The organism is Nonomuraea candida (genome assembly GCF_000725485.1).
Classification (GTDB): domain Bacteria; phylum Actinomycetota; class Actinomycetes; order Streptosporangiales; family Streptosporangiaceae; genus Nonomuraea; species Nonomuraea candida.
Genome location: NZ_JOAG01000031.1, coordinates 1 through 19,991, shown reverse-complemented (window position 1 = coordinate 19,991; position 19,991 = coordinate 1). Strand labels below are relative to the sequence as shown.

The window sequence follows — 19,991 nt, the reverse complement described above, 5'->3', positions numbered from 1 at the left end:
CTGCCCGGTGTCAGACCGTTTGCGGGGGTGGTTCGGGGAGGGTCTTGAGGAAGAGGATGCCGTCGGTCTCGGTCAGGTGGGCGGGGTCGAGGGGAAAGTAGCCGTAGTTGCGGGCGATGTCGGTGCGGGGCACGGGCCTGAGGTCCTGGTCGTGGAGGGCGGCGGCCAGGGTGCGGGAGTCGATGAGGAGCCGGTCGCCCGGGAGCGTGGCCAGCAGGCCCTCGACGGTCTCGGGGTGGGGGCGGGGCAGGCCCTGGTGGGGTACGCCGCCGAGGGCCCCGGCCAGGAAGGCGTAGCCGTCGCCGAGCCGGGCGGAGGCGATGGCGCCCGCGCACCACCAGTCCAGCGCCATGCCGGCCAGCTGCCAGGTGCTCTTCTCCCGCTGGAGGTGGCGGTTGTGGGCGGAGACGAGCACCGGGCCGTGCTCGGCGGCGGCCAGGAGGTTGTCGGCCATCATCGCGTCGCGCAGGCTCATCAGCCGCCACACCCGGTCGGGGGCGGTGCTCGCCATGGTGGCGTGATAGCGGAGCAGGCCCACGGCCGTGCGCGCGTACAGGCCGGCCCGCCGCCACTCCTCCGGCGAGGACGCGGCGAGCAGGTCCGGCGCGTACGCGGTCAGCAGCGGCACCAGGTCGTCGGCCAGCAGGCGCAGCTCGGCCACGTCAGGGGAGTTGCCCACCGACCGTGACGGGTCCATGGCGGCGGCCTCGTCGGTCCACCGCTCGTCGGGCCCGAGCAGGCGATCCAGGGTGTCCAGGGTGCAGGGGAGGGGCACGCCGTGGGCGGTCAGGTAGCCGTGCAGCGCGGTGAGGGGGCGGCGCGGGCCGGCGGCCCACATCATCTCGATCGGGGCGTCGAACCCGAAGAAGCGCAGCCGGTCGGCGGCGGGGCGGTCGCGGTTGTGCTCGCGCATCCAGCGGACGAGCTCGCGGGTGGCCGGCGAGTCGCCGAAGCCGTGGCTGAAGCCCGTACGCATCACGTCGTCCAGCGAGCCCTCGCCGGTGCGGACGTACGCGTCCACGGCCAGGCCCGCCAGGCAGTCGCTCTCCAGGGCGATCGCGCGGAACCCCGCGTGCCCGGCGAGCTCGCGGAAGATCTCGTTGCGCAGTTCGGTGCACGGCTCCTCGCCGTGCATGGCCTCACCCAGGCCGAGCAGCCGGGGGCGGGCCGGCAGCGAGCGGAGGAACCGGGTGACGGCGGCGGCGCCCTCGACGTCGAGATCGCGGGCGGCTTCGCGGAGCGAAGGGCGGGCGGGCATGGCGACTCCTGTTCTGCCGGCCGGAGCCGACTCCTTACCCTCTACGGTATCGTTGAACTCTCTGTTGAGACTTTCACCGGGAGACTCCGGCGTACTGGCCCGTCAGGCCTCAACGAGGGAGGTCGCCATGGCCGGTGATCGGCTCCGTCCGGTGGACCTGGCGCGCGAGCACGGGCTGTCCACGCAGGCCGTCCGCAACTACGAGCAGGCCGGCATCCTGCCGCCCGCGGGCCGCACCGCGCACGGCTACCGCACCTATACCGCCCGCCACGCCCGGGCGCTGCGCGCGTTCCTCGCCCTGATCCCCGGCCACGGGCACCAGACGGCGACGTCGATCATGCAGGCGGTCAACCGGGGCGCGACCGAGGAGGCGCTGCGGCTCATCGACGAGAGCCACGCCCAGCTCCTCGACGACCGCCGCACCCTGCGCGCCGTCGAGCAGGCGCTACGCGCCCTGGGGCCGCCGGGTTCGCCGCCGGACATGCCCGGCTCGCCGGACACGCCGCGCTCGCCGCGCCGGCCGGCCTCGCCGGACGTGCCGGGCCCGGTGGGTCCGCCGGGGCCGGGGGAGCCGCTCGCGCCCGGCGGCGCCACGTTCATCGGGCCGCTGGCCCGGCGGCTCGGCATCCGGCCCGCGACGCTGCGCAAGTGGGAGCGGGCCGGGCTGGTCGAGCCGCGACGCGATCCGCAGACCGGCTACCGCGTCTACACGGCGGCCGACGTGCGGGACGCCCAGCTCGTCCACCAGCTCAGAAGGGGCGGCTACCTGCTGGAGCAGATCGCGCCGCTGATCCGGCAGGTTCGCGCGGCCGGCGGGCTGGAGCCCCTGGAGGGCGCCCTGCGCGACTGGCAGGCGCGACTGTCGGCCCGCGGGCGCGCGATGGTGCGGGGCGCGGCGGCCCTGGACGCGTATCTGGACCCGCATCTGGACGGTACGGAGTGAACGGCGGGGCCGGCGGGCGCCGCCAGGCCCACCCGGCCCCGAATGTCCGGGGGCCGGGTGGGCCGGGCCGGGATCAGCTGCCGACCGGTTCCGCTCGGAGCCGGGCCGAGTGCTTGACCAGGGTGATCAGGACCTCGCGGCTGGAGTCGCGCTTCCTGGCGTCGCACATGATGATCGGGATCGACGGGTTGAGCTGCAGCGCCAGGCGTACCTCGTCCAGCTCGAACGTCGGCGCGCCCTCGAAGCAGTTGACCGCCACCACGAACGGCGTGCCCCGCCGCTCGAAGTAGTCGACCGACGGGAAGCAGTCGGCCAGGCGGCGCGTGTCGGCGAGGATGACCGCGCCCAGCGACCCCTCCGCCAGCTCGTCCCACACGAACCAGAACCGTTCCTGCCCGGGCGTGCCGAACAGGTACAGGACGTAGTCGTTGCCGAGCGTGATCCGGCCGAAGTCCATCGCCACGGTGGTGGTGCGCTTGGCCTCCACCGAGGTGAGGTCGTCGACGCCGATGCCGCGGTCGGTCAGGACCTCCTCGGTGCGCAGCGGCCTGGTCTCGGAGACCGCGCCCACCATCGTCGTCTTGCCCGCGCCGAACCCGCCCGCGATCAGGATCTTGATCGCCGTCGGCAGGCGCGGACGCTCAGAGCGAGCGAAGACCATCGAGCACCGCCCTGTACATCTTCATGTCGTGCATGTCCACCTCGGATCGTGGTTCCTGGGCAGAGACGAGTTCGCGGTCGAACAGGTCGCCGAGCAGCACCCGGATCGTGCCGGCCGGCAGGTCCAGGTATGCGGCTATCTCGGCGACGGACTTGGGCTCGCGGCAGAGCTGCAGGATGCGCAGGTGCTCGGGGTCCAGCCCGGCGTCGGGCCCGGGCGGCGGACCGACCGCCAGGGCCATGGAGATCAGGTCGAACCTGCCGTGGGCAGGCTGGGTACGGCCGCGCGTGACGACATAGGGCCGGATGATCTCCGGATCCACCCAATGCTCGTCCGTGGGCTCGTCCGTGCCTCTCACCGGTCGCTCCCGGCGGCGGCCTGGGCGTTGCGGGCGCCAGAGGTGAGGTACTGGCCCACCCGCGCGACCATCATCGCCATCTCGTACGCCACCAGCCCGATGTCGGCGTTCTGGGCGCAGAGCACGGCCAGGCAGGCCCGCTCGCCGGCCGCCGTGACGATGAGGAACTGGTGCTTCCACTCCACGACCGTCTGGCGGACCGGGCCGGCGGAGATGTGGTCGGAGACCCCCTTGGCCAGGCTCTGCAGCCCGGAGGCCACGGCGGACAGATGCTCGCCGTCGGTCCGCTGCAGCCCGGCGGACGAGGCCATGAGCAGCCCGTCGGACGACAGCACGATCGCGTGCTCGGTCTCCTTGATCCGGTTGACCAGGTCGTCCATCAGCCAGTTCAGGTCGGTGCCCGCGGTGGGGGTCATGCGTCACCTCCTTGCTCTTCCTCCAGCATCTTGGCCGCCTGGGAGCGGCCGAGACGGGTGCCAGACTGCAGAGATCCCATCATCGCGCGGATCTCCTCCGGCGAGCGCTCGTCATCGTCCTCCTCGAAGTCGGGCTGCGTGGGCGTGTCGTCACGCAGCGCTGGCGCCAGGTTTGCCTGGGGCACCCGGAGCGGGAGCCCCCCTGGGGTGAACTCGGTCACAGGTCGCTGCTCCGGTTCGGCTGGCGTTTCGGCTTGTGGTTCCGGGGCGGGCGCGGGTCGGGGCACGGATTCGGGCCGGTCGTGGGGCTGTGCGTCGGGCTGTGTGCCGGGCCGGGTGCCGGGACGGGTGTCGGGACGGGTGTCGGGACGGGGTCCTGGCATGGTCTCCGGGCGGGGCCGGGGGGCGGGCGGGGAAGCGGGGGCGGGACGGGAGGGGAGCGTGCGCACGTTCTCCGCCAGGGCGGCGGGCCGCGCGGCCGTGGTGGTGGCCGTGCCGGTGGCCGTGGCCGTGGCCGTCTGCCGGCGCGGCAGCCGCTCCCTGCCGTCGCCGTCCTGCGGCTCGGGCGTGGGGTCGAGCTGGACGAGCTCCTGCGGCAGCAGCACCACGACCGTCGTGCCGCCGTACGGGGACGCCTTGAGCACCACCTGGATGTCGTGGCGCTTGGCGAGCTGGCTGACCACGTACAGGCCCAGGCGGGCGGTGCCCGTGATGCGGAACTCGGGCGGGTCGGCGATGCGCCGGTTGGCCGCGTCGAGGTCCTCGGGCTTCATGCCCAGGCCGCGGTCCTCGATCTCGATCACATATCCGTTGGCCACGAGCTGGCCGCTGACCTGCACGTTCGTGTACGGCGGCGAGAACGACACGGCGTTCTCGATCAGCTCGGCGAGCAGGTGGATGACGTCGCCGACGGCCCGGCCGACGAGCACCACCTCGCCCATGGGCATGAGTGAGACGCGGGTGTAGTCCTCGACCTCGGCCAGCGCGCCGCGGACCACGTCGACCATGGGCACCGAGCGCCGCCACGTACGGGCGGGGGAGGAGCCGGACAGGACGATGAGGTTCTCCGCGTTGCGCCGCATGCGGATGGCGAGGTGGTCGAGCCGGAAGAGCTCCTTCAGCTCCTCGGGGTCGGTCTCGCGCCGCTCCATCACGTCGAGGACGGTGAGCTGGCGGTGCACCAGGCCCTGCGTCCTGCGCGCGAGGCTGAGCAGGATGTCGCGGATGCTGCGGCGCAGCTCGGCCTGCTCGGCGGCGACGGCGATCGCGGTGCGCTGCACGGTGTTGAACGCCTGGCCCACCTGGCCGATCTCGTCGTCGCCGAAGTCGAGCGCGGGGGCCTCCTTGGCGACGTCCACCTCCTCGCCGCGGCCGATGCGCTCGACCACGCCGGGCAGGCGCTCGTCCGACAGCTCGTGGGCCGCGTCGCGCAGCTTCTGGAGCTGGGCGAACAGGGCACGCGCGGTGGTGATGGACAGGACGATCGAGGCGATGACCGCGATGAGGCCGAGACCGCCGGCCAGGACCAGCCGGACGATGACGTTGACGGCGACCGGCACCGACCGCTCGACCAGGCGGTCACCGGCGGTGAGCACCATGGTGTTGAGGTCGGCCAGCGCGCGGTCGGTCGCCGTGCGCCACGCCTCGGAGCTGAAGGGCAGGCTCCCCATCTGCGGGCCCTGCTCGGAGATCAGGGTCTCCAGGTCCCGCAGCCGGGTGAACGACTGGCCCTGCATGACTTTCTTGTACGCGGCCTGGTCGACGTCGGACAGCTCGCTGCCCGCCTGGTCGGCCATGATCCGCCAGGCGCCCACGGCCTGGGTGAACTGGGCGTGATCGGAGGGCGCGAGCCGCCCGCCGACGAGCGCGCCGGACAGCAGGGCGTCTTCCTTGGTGATGATGTCGCGCGCCCGGCTCAGGGCGAGCAGGTTGCGGATGTCGCCGGCGAGCTCCTTGTCGTCGAGCGTGGCGAGCGAGCCGTAGAGGCTGTAGATGGAGTCGATGACCTCGCTGTAGGCGTCGGTGGCCGACACGCGGTTGAGCCGGCCGGCGTCGACGGCCTGCCGGGTCTGCTTGACCGTGTCGAGCCGCCGGAACACCTCGGCCAGCCGCTCCTGGCCCTCTTCGTCGGTGGCCCAGCTCACCAGCGTGGCGCCGGCCGCCTCCTTGAAGGTGGTGAGCTGGAGGTCGGTATTCTTACGCTGGTCCTGAAGATCCTTACGAGAGCGGATCGCCTTGTCGCTCAGGTGGACGGCCGAGACCCGGCGCTCCTTCTGCAGCTCGACGAGCAGTGGTTCGCTGGGCTCGACGATGCTGTCGTTGACCTGTGTGACCCACAGGAGGTTGACGCCCTCACGCAGGGTGACCCATGCGGCGAAGGCCCATAGCGCTGCGAGGGAGAGTAGCAGAGCTGTTACTTTGGTCCGCAGTGACGTATTGCGGAAGCCCATTTTACCCACCCTGAGAATGTCATATCGTGTGCTGGCCGCCGGTTCGGTGGCGGCGATGTTCGCTGTCGATCACGGAACTGTAGCGCAGGCGCAAAGTGCCCCTCAAGCAACAGAAGGCCATTTGCGCGCAAATATCCGATTTTTGACTGACTTAGTCAAAAATGGCATAAAATGGATATCCTGCGCGCGTGAGTGACCCCACCTCCGCGTACTTCGGCATCCGCAACGACCTCGCCGATCGCCTGCTCAAAGCCTCCCACCAGCTCGCCGGCGTGCCCGAGGGCGACCGTGGCGCCGTGCTCGCCGCTGCGCTCGACGCGGTGCCCGAGGCGGACGTGCTCCTGCGGCCCCACACCTCGCTGTTCGCCGACGGCGGCAGCGCCTCCAGCCGGCTCGCCTTCAGCTGCCTGTCCGCCGCCGCCACCTTCCCCGCCGCCCGCCGCGACCAGATCGCCGACCTCGGCGCGCTGACCGCGGTCCTGTTCGGGATGGACGACATCGCCGACAGCATCGCCGGGGACTGGTCCGACGGCGACGTGGCCGCCTTCTTCGGCCGCATCCGCGCCGTCCTCGCGGCCACCGGCGCCGAGGCCACCCCTGAGGCAGCCTCCGAGGCAGCCAGTGACGCCCGGGCCGCCAGTGACGCCGGCGCCCAGGCCGAGGCCGCCCCCGACGCCGCCATGGAGGCGGCGCTCGGCGCGTGGCGGGCGTGGTGCGAGCGGTTCCGCGCCCACCCCGGCGCCGCCGCGCACACGCCGTCCCTGCTGGAGCAGCTCAGGCTCGCCGGTACGGCCATGGCCCTGGAACGCAGGTGGGCGATCGGCGGCGAGCCCTGGCCCGGCTACGACCGGTACGTGGCCAACGGCGGCCTGACCATCCTCTACCGGACGTGGTGGGCGGCGGCCCTCGGCGTCTGCGGCCCCGAGCCGGCCGACCCCGGCCACTGGGCCGCGATCGAGCGCGCCACGGCCCTCGGCGCGGAGTGCATGCGGCTGGCCAACGACCTTCGGACGTTCGAGCGCGAGCGGCGGGAGGGCAAGCCGAACTCGGTGCTCATCCTGGAACGCGCGGGAACGGGCATCGAGGCGGCCGTCGAACGTGTCTCCGCGCACATCGCCGAGCTCAACGCCGCCTTCGCCGCCGCGCTCGCCGAGCTGCCCCCCGAGCTGGCGGGGGTGGCGGAGGGGCAGCGCAGGAGCGTGGCGTTCAACGGCGCCTGGTACATGGCCAGGGACACGCACGCCTACACCGTGCGGGACCTGGCCGTGGACGTGGAGACGCACAACGGCGGCAGGTGAACGGTCCCGGCCGTGGAGACGCGCGGCGGCGGTGAGGAGACGGTCCCGGCGGGGGACGTGGAGCGGCATGGCGGCTAGGAGAGGGCCCTGGCCAGGTACGACGACGCGATCACGGCGGCGTGGTTGACGGCGACCGGCGCGTACAGGTCCTTGTCGTGCCAGAGCGGCGGGTGCTCGTCCCCCGTGCCGCGCGTCAGGTGCTCCAGGCCCCGCTTGGCGGCCTCCGCCCGCCGCGGATCGGCCCGCCCCTCGGTCAGGAACAGGATCTGCATCGCGTACGCCGTCTCCTCCGCGGTGCCCTCCCAGCGGCCCCACGACCCGTCGGCCCGCTGGGAGGCCAGCACCCACTCGGCCGCCGCGCGCACGGCCGGGGCCGCGGCCGGCCCGCCGAAGGCGTCCAGCGCCAGCGCGCAGCTCACCGTGGCGTAGTAGGGGGAGGCGTGCCACCTGTCGGTCCAGCTCCCGTCCGGCTGCTGGCGGCCGGCGATCCAGGCGGACAGGTCGGCGATCGTCTCCGCGTAGCGGGGCGCGGCGGCGGGCCGACGGGCCACGTACTGGCCGAAGGCATCCAGCACGTGCGCGTTCACGCTGACCGACGTGCCCTGCTCGCCGGGCCAGGTGGAGAAGTGGGTGCCGGTGCGGAAGTCCCACAGGCAGTCCGGCTCGTACGGCGTCCCGGCCAGTGCCAGCGTGTAGAGCGACACGGAGGTGGTGTCGGCGTCGGGCGGCAGGCCGTACCCGGCGGGCGTGCCCCCGGAGGCGACGGCGGCCCTGATGTCGGCCAGCATCTCCGGCGGCACCTCGACCGGCACGCCGGCGCGTACCAGCCAGCTCAGCACCCAGCTCCGCTCGAACACGGTGATCGGCAGGCCGACGGGGACGGGCCCGCCGTGCAGCCGGACGACCGCCTCCAGGTGCGCGCGGACCGGCTCGCCGGCCTCGCTCACGTCCCCGTGTCCGAGCCAGGCGGCGGTGGCGGCGGGGGAGGCGCCGATGGTGCCGATGGGCGTCGGCCGGATGCCGGGGGCGCCCGCGGCCACGTCCCCGGCGATCTCCAAGGCGTGCAACAGCTTCTCCGGGACCTCGGCCCCCGAGCTGATCCACGAGCGGACGAGCTGGAGGGTGTCGTAGCTCATCCCCTCGGGCAGCGGCAGCGGCGGGTGGTCCATGCCGAGCGCCGTGACGTGCCGGTTGATGAGCGCCACCAGGCAGGGCACGATGTGCTCGATCGCCGGCATGTCGGGCAGCTCCAGCCGCCCGCCCAGCCAGGAGGCCAACACGCGCAGGCCGCGCCGCGCCGGCTCCAGCAGGGCGGTCCGGTCCAGGCCGGGGTCGTCGCGGGTCAGGGCGGCCAGGATGCCCTCGGTGGCGCTGAGCGTCGGCACCAGGCCGTACCCGTCGGGGGCGCCCCAGGAGCCATCGGGGCGCTGGGCGCCGACGAGATAGTCGACGCGCTCGCGGTGGCCGGTCAGCCAGGGGGCGAGCGAGACCACGCGGCCGGTCTCGTACACCGACGGCGACACCTGGCCCCACGGGCGCAGCATGAGGCTCCGGACGAGGTCGTCCGCGAGCGCGGTGAGGTCGGCCGCCGCGGCGAAGGCGGCGGTGCGCACGGCGTTCACGCGGCCCGCTTCCCGTCGGCGGGGTGCAGGCGCAGCCAGAGCTTCTCCTTCGGCCGCACGGACGCGCCCGGCACCGGGGTCAGCCGCTGCGGGTTGGTCAGCTCCGGCCGGTACCTGCTCAGCACGTTGGCGATCACGAGCGGCGCCCCGACGTAGAACAGGTGCTGGCCGAGGCAGACGTGCGGGCCCGCGCCGAACGGGAAGAACGAGTAGCGGTGCTTCACCACGGCCTTCTCGTCCGCCCAGCGGTCGGGGTCGAACTCGTGCGGCCGGTCCCAGAACTCCGCCAGCCGGTGCGTGGTGTACGGGCTGACCAGCACCTGCGAGCCCGCCTTGATCGGCACACCGCCGATCTCGGTGTCCTCCACGGCCTGCCGGGGGATGATCCACCCCGGAGGGTGGACGCGCAGCAGCTCCTGCAGCACCATGCGCAGGTACGGCAGCCGGGTGACGTGCTCGGGCCGCACGGGCTCGCCGCCCACCACCCGGTCGATCTCCTCGCGCAGCCGGGCGTTCACGTCGGGGTGGTCGTGCAGCACCGACCACAGCCAGGTCAGCGACATCGCGGTGGTCTCCGAGGCCGCGCCGTAGATGCTCACCAGGTCGTCGCGCACCTGCCGCAGGTCCGCCTTGCCATCGTGCTCCAGCCGGGCGGACAGCAGCGCGGAGACGACCTCCTTGTTGCGGCTGTTCTCGCGCTGCGCCTGCTCGATCAGCGGGTACACGATCTCGTCGATCTTCTTCGCCGACCTGAGGAAGGCACGGTCGCCGGGCACCTTGATGGAGTACGGGGCGAACGGGAACAGCAGCCGGAACCCGATCGACGTCGCGCAGGTGGCGAACTCCGGCGCCAGCCGCTCGGCCGTGTCCCGCGAGATCCGCCCGCCGAACAGCACCTTGATGACCGCCTGGTTGACGATCGTGGTCATCTGGTGCGCGCCGTCCACCGGCCGGCCCGTGGCGGCGAAGCCCTCCAGCCCGACGGTGCACTCGTCGATGATGTCGGCCATGTCCTGGGCCAGGGAGTCGATGTAGCGCGGGGTGAACAGCGGTGCGAGGATCTTCCTGGTGGAGGCCCAGCCGTCGCCGTCGCCGAGGATGCTCTGGCCGGTCACGCGGTGCAGCGGGCGCCAGAACATCCCTTCGCGGGCGAACTTCGTCCATTCCGTCTTGAGCACCTGCTCGACGTGCTCCGGGTGCGAGACCAGGTACGGGCGGAAGGGACCGAGGTTGACCCGGACGATCTGGCCGGCGGCCTCGGTGCCCATGCCGGCCAGCTCGGTTACCGGGTCCTTTACCAAGCGGGGCAATGCCCGGTAAAAGGGGATGACGTGAGGGGTGGACACGGAGGTATCCGTGGCGTGCGGCATGGCTGCGGTCCCCGATCGGGTGCGTTATGTAGCTAGAAGTCGGCTATGTGAGGATTTATCACTCTTTGAGTGATTATCATATGAAAGTTCGTGTATGATCAAGCTTGGGCAAATGGAGGGATGTTGCCCTCTTGCTCGTTCACGGAGGAATGATGGCCGCGCGTTTCATGCGTGATTCCGGTCGCGACTCCACATTCGGCCCTTCTGACCACGTGTTTCTTCCGGGGCGTGGACACCGCGGGAACGCCCGGCCGGCCGCCGGTCCGCCCGGGGATGCGTGTCTGGTGCGTGGGCATCTGTCTCACATAACGAACATGTAATGACTGATGTCAACCGATGATGGAGTATCACATGCTTCTGCATGTAACTTCAAGATCGATCTGAAGCGGGAGCACCTGATGAACGTCAGTCGTCCAGGCCCCGTCCCGCCGGGCCGTCCGGAGGTCCTCCCGCCGGGCGGCGAGGCGATGGCCCGCTGCCGCCGCCTGCTCGAACCCGCTCTCCGCGAGGCGGTCTCGGTGCTCCACCCCTGGGGGGCCAGGATGGCCGCGTTCACGCTGGGCTGGTCGGAGGTGGACGGCCGGCCCCAGGAGGGCGGGGTGGGCAAGGCGCTCAGGCCGGCCATCGCGCTGCTCAGCGCCGAGGCCGTGGGCGGCACCGCCGAGTCCGCGCTGCCCGGGGCCGTCGCGGTGGAGCTGGTGCACGCCTTCTCCCTGGCGCACGACGACATCATCGACCGCGACGAGCTGCGCAGGCACCGCCCGGCCCTGTGGAAGGCGTACGGCGTCGGGCCCGCCCTGCTGACCGGGGACGCGCTGCTGGCCCTGGCCGTCGGCCGGCTCGCCGACCGGCCGGAGGCGATGCCGTACCTGTCGGCCGCGCTGATCGAGCTCGTCCAGGGCCAGACCGCCGACATGGCCTTCGAGAACCGCCCCTGGCAGGGCCCCGGCGAGGTCACCCTCGACGAGTACGCCGAGATGGCCGCGGGCAAGACCGGCGGCCTGCTGGGCGCCGCCGCGGCGACGGGCGTGGCGCTGGGCGGCGCGCCGGAGCTGGCCGACCGCATGTGGGCGATGGGCCGTGACCTCGGGGTGGCCTTCCAGATCGTGGACGACATGCTCGGCATCTGGGGCGACCCGCTGGTCACGGGCAAGCCCGTGTACAGCGACCTGCGGCGCGAGAAGAAGACCGTGCCCGTGCTGGCCGCCCTCGCCGCCGGCGGCCCGGCGGCCCGCGAGCTGTCGGCCGTCCTCCGGTCGGGGGCCCCCGACGAGGAGTCCGTACGCCACGCCGCCCACCTCGTCGAGGAGGCCGGCGGGCGCGACCGGGCGCGGGCCCTGGCCGACCACTACGTGTCGTCGGCGCTCGGCGTGCTCGACGAGGTCCTGCCCGGCGCGGCGGACCTGCGCGACGTGTGCCACGCCCTGGTCGACCGCGTCAACTGACCGCCCTCACCCCGCCGGGCGGGCGCCGATCGCGGACATGAGCAGGGGGTAGGCCCGGTGCAGGTCGCGCTGCCAGGACGTGTGGTTGTGGCCGCCCCGGTGGAAGTGGGTGCGCACCGGGATGCCCAGCTCCTTCAGCCGCCCGGTGAACGACCTGGCCGCCCTGTTCGCCAGGTCCTCCACCAGGTCGCCCTGCCCGGCGGCGACGTACAGCTCGACGTCCTTGAGGTGTTCGGCCTGGTGATAGGGGTTGTGCGCGCGCCAGATCCGGCGCTGCCGCTCCGGGTCGCCCCAGACGCGCCTCCCGTCGGTGCCCAGGCAGCCGATCGCGGTCCCGGCCAGCACGGCCTGCGGCACGCCGGGGGCGAGGATGTCCAGCGCGCCGCTGAACGAGGCCGCCGCCGCGAAGTGCCCCTTGGCCGCGTACAGCATGGCGCCCTGGCCGCCCATCGAGTAGCCCGCCACCGCGCGCCGGGGGCCCGCCCGGTAGCGCTCTTCGAGCAGCGGCAGCAGCTCGCGCAGGTGGTAGGTCTCCCAGCGCGGCGGGCCGCCCGCGCCGCCGTTCCACCAGTCGGAGTAGCTGCCGCACTCGCCGCCGTCCGGCATCACGACCAGCACACCGGTGTCGCGGGTGAGCGCGGCCACGTCGGTCTTGGCGGTCCACGAGGTCTCGTCGTCGAGCCCGCCGTGCAGCAGCCACAGCACCGGCCAGTCCGTACGCGACTCCCAGCCGCGCGGCAGCAGCAGGCGCACCTTCGTGGTGGCGGCCAGCGCGTCCGACCGGATCGTCAGCTCCATCCTGCGCTCGTCGAGCCGCCGCTCCTCGACGACCCGGCTCCCGCGACTCGCCGAGGCCCTGGGTTCCGGTCCGACCGAAATGTCGGCCCCCGGCCGCATCACGAGCACCACCGCCACGCCCGCCAGGAACAAACCGCCGGCCACCACCGCTCCGACCAGGCATCCTTTTAACCGGGGCCGCATCGCAGTCTCCTTTTCGGCTGCGCGGATAATAGCGAGATGAGATCCATAGGCACCACGGACTTGTCCGTTTTCCCGATATCGCTCGGCACGAACGTCTTCGGCTGGACGGCCGACAAGGAGACCTCGTTCGCGGTCCTCGACGCGTACATCGAGGGCGGCGGCAACTTCATCGACACGGCGGACGTCTACCCGTACTGGGCGACCGGAGAGTCGACGTCGGAGACGATCATCGGCGAGTGGCTGGCCGACCGCCGCAACCGCGACTCCGTCGTGCTGGCCACCAAGGTCGGCATGCTGGAGGGGCTGAAGGGGCTGGCGCCGGCCACGATCAGGACGGCGGTCGAGGACTCCCTGCGGCGGCTGCGCACCGACTACATCGACCTCTACTGGGCGCACGTGGACGATCACGACACGCCGATGGTGGAGACGCTGGCCACGTTCGACGCGCTCGTCAAGGAGGGCAAGGTCCGCTACGTCGGGGCCTCCAACCACGGCGCGGCGCGGCTCGCAGAGGCGCTCAAGACCGCCGACGAGGAGGGGCTGACCAGGTACGTGGCGCTGCAGCAGCCCTACAACCTGGTCGAGCGCGCCTACGAGGGCGAGCTGCGGGAGGTCGTGGCCAGGGAGGGGCTGTCCAGCACGCCGTACTTCGGGCTGGCGCGCGGCTTCCTGACCGGCAAGTACGCGCCCGGTGCCACCGTGGACAGCCCGCGGGCGGGCCTGGCGGGCGCCTATCTGGAGACCGAGCACGGGCGCAGGACGCTGGAGGCGCTGCACCGGGTGGCGGGGGAGCGGCAGTCGGCGCCCGCCTCGGTGGCCCTGGCCTGGCTGGCCGCCCAGCCCACGGTGACGGCGCCGATCGCCAGCGCCAGGAGCGTCGAGCAGCTGAAGCCGCTGCTGGAGGCCGCGGCGCTGACCCTGGGCCCCGAGGAGCTGGCCATCCTGGACGAGGCCTCCCGCCCGTGACCCCGCACCCGCCCCGGCCGGGCAGGTGATGGGCCCGGGGTGGATGTCAGGCGGGGAAGTCGTGGCGGCGGCACCAGTCGGCGACGCCGCCGGCCTCGGCCTCGACGGCCTGCGTCCAGTGCGGGTCGGCCGCGATCGCGTCGTGCACGGACTCGTGGGAGGCGAACACGGCGGTGAGCCCGGTGATCCGGAAGATGCGCGCGATCCGGTCGGTGGTCATGACCAGCGCCAGCGAGCCGTCCTGCGTGCGCAGCCGCTTGAGGCCGCCGACGAGGACGCCCAGGCCGGTCGAGTCGAGGAACTCCACCGCGCTCAGGTCGGCGACGATGTGCACCACGCCCTTGGCCGCGAGGTCCACCACCTGCTCGCGCAGCTTGGGAGCGGTGAACACGTCGACCTCGCCGGAGATCTTGAGCACGGCGCAGTCGCCGACCGGTCCGGCCACCTCAATGACGATGTCCTGCATGTTCGTGCCTCACCATCGGTCGTGTCATCGACTAGATTGACGGGGAACTCTGGGCATTTACAGTACGGCCGGGACGCGCGCCTGTCAATGACTGACTGTCGCCGTCATTGTGCGGAATGACAACGAAGGGGAGGGGTGCGGGGATGCGGGTGGAAGAGGCCATCGGGCGGCAGATCGCGCGGTTGCGCGCCGAGCGCCGGATGTCGCTGACCGAGCTGGGCGAGGCCCTCGGGCGCTACCTGGACAGGCCGTGGAGCCGCCAGGCCGTCCACCAGGCCGAGCGCGGCCAGCGCGCCTTCACCGCGGCCGAGCTGACCGCCCTGGCCCTGGCCCTCGACACGTCCGTGCCGGTGTTGTTCCGGGCCGAGAACGAACGCGTCGAGCTGCCCGGCGGGACGGTCTCGCCCGAGGACTACCGGGGGATCCTGCTGAACAGGGAGCCCGACATGCCGCTCGACGGCGTCGAGGAGCTCATCGTGGCCCTGCACGACATCGGCGAAGTGCTCGCCCGCCCCGCCCTGGCCCGCCTGGCCCGCATCGGCCGCGTGGCCGAACAGGTCGCGGGCCCGGACCGCTAGGCACTGTCAGTGGTGCTGGTCGGCCGACGACACGTCCAGGTGGCGCGGGGTGAGGAACCACACCACCAGCGTGCCCGCCAGCATCAGCAGCGCCCCGGCCCCGCTGGTCAGGATCAGCGAGTCGGTGAACGCCGTCCGCGCCTGCTCGGCGAGCCGCCCGCCGGCCGCCCCCAGCTCCCTGGCCACGTCGAGCGCGCCGCCCAGCGACTCGCGGACGACCCCGGCGCCCGGCCCCGCGTACGACAGCTCGCCCCGGTAGACGGCGGCCGCGATGCTGCCCAGGACGGCCACGCCCAGCGCCCCGCCCAGCTCGTAGCTGGTCTCCTCGACGGCCGCCGCGCTGCCCGACTTCGCCGCGGGGGAGCCCGACATGATCGCGGCCGAGGCGATCGCCAGCGAGCCGTTCCCGACGCCGATCAGCACCAGGGCGGCCGCGACGGGCCAGTAACCCAGGGGGCTCGGGGCCGCGTACAGCAGCAGGAAGGCCACCCCGGTCAGGGCCAGGCCGCCGGCCAGCACCGTACGGGCGCCGATCAGCCTGGCCAGCGCCGGGGCCAGCGGGGAGGCGACGATGGCGGCCAGCGCGGCGGGCAGCAGGCGCACGCCGGTCTCCAGCGGGCCGTATCCCTGCACGAGCTGCATCCACTGCGCCAGCAGCAGCATCACCGCGGCCATCGCGATCGAGGTGGTCAGCGCCGTCACCACCCCGGCCGAGAAGGGCGCGCTGCGGAACAGCCTGATCTCCAGCAGCGGGTCCGCCCGGTGCAGGCACCGCCGCACGAACCAGGTCAGCGTCACCACCGCCACCACGGTCGCCACCAGGGCGCCGGTGGAGGTGATGCCGTACTTGCCGAAGTTCTTGACCGCGTAGACCAGGGCCACCATGCCCGCCATCGACAGCACCGTGCCGAGCGCGTCCCAGCGGCCGGGGGAGGGGTTCCTGGTCTCGGGCAGCAGGAGCAGGCCGGCGACGATCGCGACCGCCATCACGGGCACGTTCACCAGGAACGCCGAGTGCCAGCTGAAACGTTCCAGCAGCAGCCCGGCCACGATCGGCCCGAGCGCGGCGCCGACCGCGGCCATCGCCGCCCACACGCCGAGCGCGCGGGCGCGCTCGGCGGGGTCGGTGAACAGGTTCCGGATCATGGACAACGTGGACGGCATGATCATCGCGCCGCCGACGCCGAGCAGCGCCCGTACGGCGATCACCGCCACCGCGCTGTCGGCCACCAGCACCGCCAGCGAGGCCACCCCGAACACCGCGAACCCCGTCATCAGCATGCGCTTGCGGCCCCAGCGGTCGCCCAGGGCGCTCACGGTGACCAGCAGGCCGGACAGCACCAGCGCGTACGCGTCGACCATCCACAACAGCTGGAGCGAGTCCGGCCGCAGGTCCTCCGAGATGGCGGGCAGGGCCACGTTCAGGATGGTCATGTCCATGACCACGAGCAGCACGCTGGCCGACAACACGGCCAGGCCCGCCCACCGTCTCCTCGTCGAGACGGGTGACGTGGCGATCGTCATGAGTTCCTCTCCGGTCGCGGTTCGGGTCGCGGTTCGGGTCGCGGTTCGGGTCGCGGCTCCGGCCGGGGCGCGGTGCCGTGCATGAACGTGGTGAGCAGCAGCCGGGGCACCTCGCGGCGGGCGACGTCGCCCTGGTAGAGGCTCTCCCGCACGGCGACGAGCAGCCCGTACACGGTGTTGCTCACCCACCGCGCCGGCACGTCGGCCCGGAGCACGCCGGCGCGCTGGGCGGCGGCGTAGAAGGCGACCTCGCGCTCCTCCAGCTCCTCGTACTGGCGCTGGACGTCGGGGTGGGCGGCGAGGGCGTAGTCGGTGAGGCCGAAGCCGTACTCGTCGGCCACGTCGATCACCTGGGTGAGCAGCTCCCGCAACGCCGTCGCGATCACCTCGGGGTCGCCCGAGGCGGTCGCCGCGGCGATCCCGCAGCTCTCCTGCACCCGGCCCCACTGGTCGTGGGCGCGCTGGGCGAGGGCCACCAGCAGCTCCTCCCGGCTGCTGAAGTGGCGGTGGAGCGTGGCCCTGCTGATCCCGATGGCCGCGGCGAGCTGCGCCATCGAGAGGGTGGGGCTCTCGTTGAGGTGGTGGATCGCCGCCTTCATGAGCTGATCACGCGATAACGCCATGACGCACCCCTGTAGCAAATGAGACATTTACGTCTCACATGCTACATGTCAGTCTCGCGTGGCTTTGTCCGGGGTGGCGCCGCGGGACGGAGCCTCCTCCGCCCGGGCTCAGGCCCCGTCGCGGAACTCGTCGCCCGCCCGCCCGTCCAGCAACTCGTCCAGCAGCTCGTCCAGCGCCGTACGCAGGTGGCCCAGCAGGCTCCACACGTCGTCCACCCGCTCCGGGCAGGCCACGAGGCCGAAGTCGAGCATGCCGTCGTAGGAGAAGCAGGTGATGGTCAGGCCGCCGCTCAGGTCGGTCAGCACGGACAGCGGGTAGTAGGACAGGATCCGGCCGCCGCACATGTACAGCGGGAACTGCGGGCCGGGGACGTTGCTGACGATGAGGTTGACCGGCGGGAACGCCAGCCCGGCCAGCCGGAAGAGCGCCGGCGTGGCCAGGCTCGTGAGCGGCGCGGGCAGCATCGTGCACAACTCGCTCAGCCACGTCGCCGGCGCCAGCGCGAAGCGCCGCTTGGCCCGGCCCATGGCGGCGCCCACGGCACGCAGCCGGTCCCGGGCGTCGGGCAGGTTCGTCGGGAGAGGGGCGACCATGGCCGAGATCTGGTTGCCGGCCCGCTCCTTCGCCTCGGCGCGGCGTACCGCCACCGGCACGCCCACGATCAGCGGCGCCTCCGGCAGCGCGTTCCGCTCGCCCAGCCACGAGCGCAGGGCCGAGGCGCACAACGCCATGACGACGTCGTTGACGCTCACGCCGTGGGCGGCGGCGACGTTCTTGACGTCCTTGAGCGGCAGGGAGCCGAAGGAGAGGCGCCGGCGGGCGCTGACCGGCCCGTTGAGCGGCGTGCGGGGCGGGGTGAGGACGGGCAGCTCGGGGCGGTGGTGCCGGTCCCCGGCCGCCAGGCGGGCGGCCCTGGCGATGAGCTTCGCGCCGGGCACGCCGGCCACGACCGGGATGGCGTCCAGGTCCTCCGCCGTCCTGAGGGCGGAGCGGACGGCGCGCACGGGGTGCGTGGCGGCGCGTACGGCGGCCCTGGCCAGCATCCCGGCCGGGCCGGGCGCGCTCGTCACGGGGACGAGGGCTCCCCGCCGGCGGGTGAGGTGGCCGTCCGGGGTCAGGTCGAGCAGGGTGGCGAGGGTCTCCGCGCCAGAGACGCCGTCGATCGCCGCGTGATGCACCTTCGTGTAGACCGCCACCCGCCCGTCCGGCAGTCCCTTGATCAGATGCATCTCCCACAGCGGATGCGCCCGGTCGAGCCGCCGGGCGTGCAGGCGCGCGACCACCTCCGCGAGCCGCCGCTCGTCCCCCGGCGCGGGCAGCGTCATCTCGAAGAGGTGGTTGTCGATGTCGAAGCCGGGGTCGGCGGTCCAGTACGGGTGGTCGAGCCCCAGCGGCACCTCGGCCAGGCGCAGGCTGAGCGCCGGCGAGAGGGGGACGCGGTCCAGCAGCAGCTCCGCCAGCGCCTCCCTGCTGACCGAGCCGTCCGCCGAGTCGAGGATCGCCAGGCCGGCCACGTGCGCGGCGGTCGTCGTCGTCTCGACGTTGAGGAACTGGGCGTCGAGTGCGGTCAGCCGGCGCATCGGTCCTCCCTCTCCCATGGTGGGGGCAGCGTCACATGGGGGGATTTCCAGGAGGTTTCCGCGCGGGTCCGCCAGATGAATTCAAGGCTGCCGTACGGGGGGTCAAGGAAAGGGCCGGTCCGGCCCTGGCCGGTGAAAATCTCCCCGGCGCCGTACGGGACGGCGAGGCGGCCACCGGCCGGACCCCGGCGGGCGAGGCAGCCGCCGGACCGACGGCGGCGGCGAGGTGGTCGCCGGCCGGCCCCCGGTGATCTCCTAGCCATTGACGACGTGCACCGGATGGCGCACCACGGCGTCGAAGTGGTAGCCGAACGGGTGGCGGGGAATGGTGAGGGGTTGCGTGGCGCCGGTCTCGTCGGTGGCGCGGGCCATGAGCAGGCGGGTCCCCGTACGCCGCGGGGCCCACTCCACGTGCCAGGGCAACCAGGCGCCGACCAGATGCTGCCCGTGGTGCTCCGCCTCGCGCCAGGTCAGCCCGCCGTCGAGGCTGACCTCGACCCGGACGATCCTGCCCCGCCCCGACCAGGACCGCCCGCGCAGGACGTGCGGCCCCGAGACGGGCAGCCGCGCGTTCCAGGCCAGCTCGAACGCGCTCTTGACCGGCTGCGTCGTGACGTCGGGGTAGAAGATCGTGTTCCACGGCGTGAAGAGCGGCACGGTGGACACCTCTATGTCGCCGAGCCACTTGATGGACGCTATTCCCACCCATCCCGGCACCACCAGCCGCGCCGGAAATCCATGGTCCGCCGGCAGCGGAACCCCGTTCATCTCGTACGCGACGAGGACGTCGTCCAGCGCCTTGCCGACGGGGAGCGGGCGGCGTACGTGCCCGTGCTCCTCGAACGGCGCGTCGAGCCCGGCGGGCAGCACGTCCACCGCCTCCGGCCGCAGCCCGGCCTCCTTGAGCAGGTACGCGAGCGGCACGCCGCGCCAGCGCGCCACCCCGATCGCCCCGAGCCCCCACTGCGTGCCGGGCGCGCCGTCGTGCTGCTGGGTGCGGTAGAACCGCCGCCCGTTGCCCGCGCACTCGATCGCCACGTCGTACGTGCGCGCCGGCATGGCCCGCAGGTCCTCGTAGCCGAACTCGAGCGCCCGCCGCACGCCCGCGCCGTGCACCCGCAGGCTCCAGGTGGTGACGTCGATGTCCGGGGTGAAGGTGTGGTTCCGGACGAAGAACCGGTCGTTGGGGGTGTGGTAGCCGAGACCGGACATGGACTCCCAGCGCATCTCGGCGCTGTTGCCGTGGACCTTGAAGAGCCGGTCGGGCAGCGGCTTGACGATCGCCGCGGTGGCTTGCCTCATGGAGCATCACCTCGTAGCACCTATTTCCTACCTGGAAACCATTTAATCTCCTCGCGCTGTCCTCCAGGGCCTTCCCTTGCCGAAATCTGCCCGGCTCCCGGCAGGAACGTTCCATATCCCACCCCACCACCCCCTACCCGCGCCTACCC

At 72.7% G+C, this 19,991-nt stretch carries 17 protein-coding genes and 1 pseudogene; 5 read left to right on the top strand and 13 right to left on the bottom strand.

Annotated features, from left to right (window positions below):
* Nucleotides 1–10 precede the first annotated feature (10 nt).
* Nucleotides 11–1,258 carry an erythromycin esterase family protein gene (locus IO39_RS28620; protein ID WP_043629358.1) on the bottom strand — a complete coding sequence of 416 codons (1,248 nt, stop codon included), beginning with the start codon at nt 1,256–1,258 and terminating at the stop codon, nt 11–13.
* 127 nt (nt 1,259–1,385) lie between these two features.
* On the opposite strand from IO39_RS28620, the gene IO39_RS28615 reads away from it, so the two are divergent.
* Nucleotides 1,386–2,201 (top strand): TioE family transcriptional regulator, encoded by an 816-nt coding sequence (locus IO39_RS28615; protein ID WP_043629355.1) that lies wholly within the window; start codon nt 1,386–1,388, stop codon nt 2,199–2,201.
* Nucleotides 2,202–2,274: 73 nt separating this feature from the next.
* Here the strand turns inward: IO39_RS28615 and IO39_RS28610 are convergent, their stop codons facing one another.
* Genes IO39_RS28610 through IO39_RS28595 form a run of 4 tightly spaced genes read right to left on the bottom strand, consistent with a single transcriptional unit; the run spans nt 2,275 to nt 6,086 of the window.
* Nucleotides 2,275–2,862: a GTP-binding protein gene (locus IO39_RS28610; RefSeq protein ID WP_043629352.1), complete on the bottom strand. Its 588-nt coding sequence runs from the start codon at nt 2,860–2,862 to the stop codon at nt 2,275–2,277.
* Nucleotides 2,843–3,220 carry a DUF742 domain-containing protein gene (locus IO39_RS28605; protein ID WP_043629349.1) on the bottom strand — a complete coding sequence of 126 codons (378 nt, stop codon included), beginning with the start codon at nt 3,218–3,220 and terminating at the stop codon, nt 2,843–2,845. Before IO39_RS28605 ends, IO39_RS28610 begins: the two co-directional genes overlap by 20 nt.
* Nucleotides 3,217–3,636: a roadblock/LC7 domain-containing protein gene (locus IO39_RS28600; protein WP_043629347.1), complete on the bottom strand. Its 420-nt coding sequence runs from the start codon at nt 3,634–3,636 to the stop codon at nt 3,217–3,219. Before IO39_RS28600 ends, IO39_RS28605 begins: the two co-directional genes overlap by 4 nt.
* Nucleotides 3,633–6,086 carry a nitrate- and nitrite sensing domain-containing protein gene (locus IO39_RS28595; RefSeq protein ID WP_043629344.1) on the bottom strand — a complete coding sequence of 818 codons (2,454 nt, stop codon included), beginning with the start codon at nt 6,084–6,086 and terminating at the stop codon, nt 3,633–3,635. Before IO39_RS28595 ends, IO39_RS28600 begins: the two co-directional genes overlap by 4 nt.
* Before the next feature lie 188 nt (nt 6,087–6,274).
* Between IO39_RS28595 and IO39_RS28590 the strand changes: the two genes are divergently transcribed.
* Nucleotides 6,275–7,384: a terpene synthase family protein gene (locus IO39_RS28590; protein WP_043629342.1), complete on the top strand. Its 1,110-nt coding sequence runs from the start codon at nt 6,275–6,277 to the stop codon at nt 7,382–7,384.
* A 74-nt stretch (nt 7,385–7,458) separates the two neighbouring features.
* Here IO39_RS28590 and IO39_RS28585 read toward each other — a convergent pair whose 3' ends face one another.
* Together IO39_RS28585 and IO39_RS28580 are read right to left on the bottom strand one after the other, a co-directional pair.
* Complete coding sequence (locus IO39_RS28585; protein ID WP_052423498.1) at nt 7,459–9,006, bottom strand: prenyltransferase/squalene oxidase repeat-containing protein; 1,548 nt, start codon at nt 9,004–9,006, stop codon at nt 7,459–7,461.
* Entirely contained in the window at nt 9,003–10,274 is a 1,272-nt protein-coding gene (locus IO39_RS28580) for a cytochrome P450 (RefSeq protein WP_052423497.1), read from the bottom strand. Before IO39_RS28580 ends, IO39_RS28585 begins: the two co-directional genes overlap by 4 nt.
* Before the next feature lie 500 nt (nt 10,275–10,774).
* Between IO39_RS28580 and IO39_RS28575 the strand changes: the two genes are divergently transcribed.
* Entirely contained in the window at nt 10,775–11,821 is a 1,047-nt protein-coding gene (locus IO39_RS28575; RefSeq protein ID WP_043629339.1) for a polyprenyl synthetase family protein, read from the top strand.
* A gap of 6 nt (nt 11,822–11,827) precedes the next feature.
* On the opposite strand, the gene IO39_RS28570 is transcribed toward IO39_RS28575, so the two are convergent.
* A complete protein-coding gene (locus tag IO39_RS28570; protein ID WP_043629336.1) occupies nt 11,828–12,802 on the bottom strand; it encodes an alpha/beta hydrolase in 975 nt (324 codons plus the stop codon).
* A 36-nt stretch (nt 12,803–12,838) separates the two neighbouring features.
* Here IO39_RS28570 and IO39_RS28565 point away from each other — a divergent pair, with 36 nt between their 5' ends.
* A complete protein-coding gene (locus tag IO39_RS28565; protein WP_043629333.1) occupies nt 12,839–13,768 on the top strand; it encodes an aldo/keto reductase in 930 nt (309 codons plus the stop codon).
* 133 nt (nt 13,769–13,901) lie between these two features.
* On the opposite strand, the pseudogene IO39_RS28560 reads toward IO39_RS28565, so the two are convergent.
* Nucleotides 13,902–14,234, bottom strand: a pseudogene (locus IO39_RS28560) (STAS domain-containing protein); the annotation flags it as partial.
* Between the two features lie 143 nt (nt 14,235–14,377).
* Between IO39_RS28560 and IO39_RS28555 the strand changes: the two are divergent.
* Entirely contained in the window at nt 14,378–14,812 is a 435-nt protein-coding gene (locus IO39_RS28555) for a helix-turn-helix domain-containing protein (RefSeq protein WP_043629330.1), read from the top strand.
* A gap of 6 nt (nt 14,813–14,818) precedes the next feature.
* Here the strand turns inward: IO39_RS28555 and IO39_RS28550 are convergent, their stop codons facing one another.
* From IO39_RS28550 to IO39_RS28535, 4 genes are all read right to left on the bottom strand, one after another.
* Nucleotides 14,819–16,336, bottom strand: a complete 1,518-nt coding sequence (locus tag IO39_RS28550; RefSeq protein ID WP_043629325.1) for an MFS transporter — start codon at nt 16,334–16,336, stop codon at nt 14,819–14,821.
* On the bottom strand, nt 16,333–16,959 hold the full coding sequence (locus IO39_RS28545; RefSeq protein ID WP_063765358.1) for a TetR/AcrR family transcriptional regulator: 627 nt from the start codon (nt 16,957–16,959) through the stop codon (nt 16,333–16,335). Before IO39_RS28545 ends, IO39_RS28550 begins: the two co-directional genes overlap by 4 nt.
* A 108-nt stretch (nt 16,960–17,067) precedes the next feature.
* Nucleotides 17,068–18,540 carry a WS/DGAT/MGAT family O-acyltransferase gene (locus IO39_RS28540; protein WP_043629322.1) on the bottom strand — a complete coding sequence of 491 codons (1,473 nt, stop codon included), beginning with the start codon at nt 18,538–18,540 and terminating at the stop codon, nt 17,068–17,070.
* A 255-nt stretch (nt 18,541–18,795) separates the two neighbouring features.
* Nucleotides 18,796–19,842: a sulfite oxidase gene (locus tag IO39_RS28535; protein ID WP_052423495.1), complete on the bottom strand. Its 1,047-nt coding sequence runs from the start codon at nt 19,840–19,842 to the stop codon at nt 18,796–18,798.
* Nucleotides 19,843–19,991 lie beyond the last annotated feature (149 nt).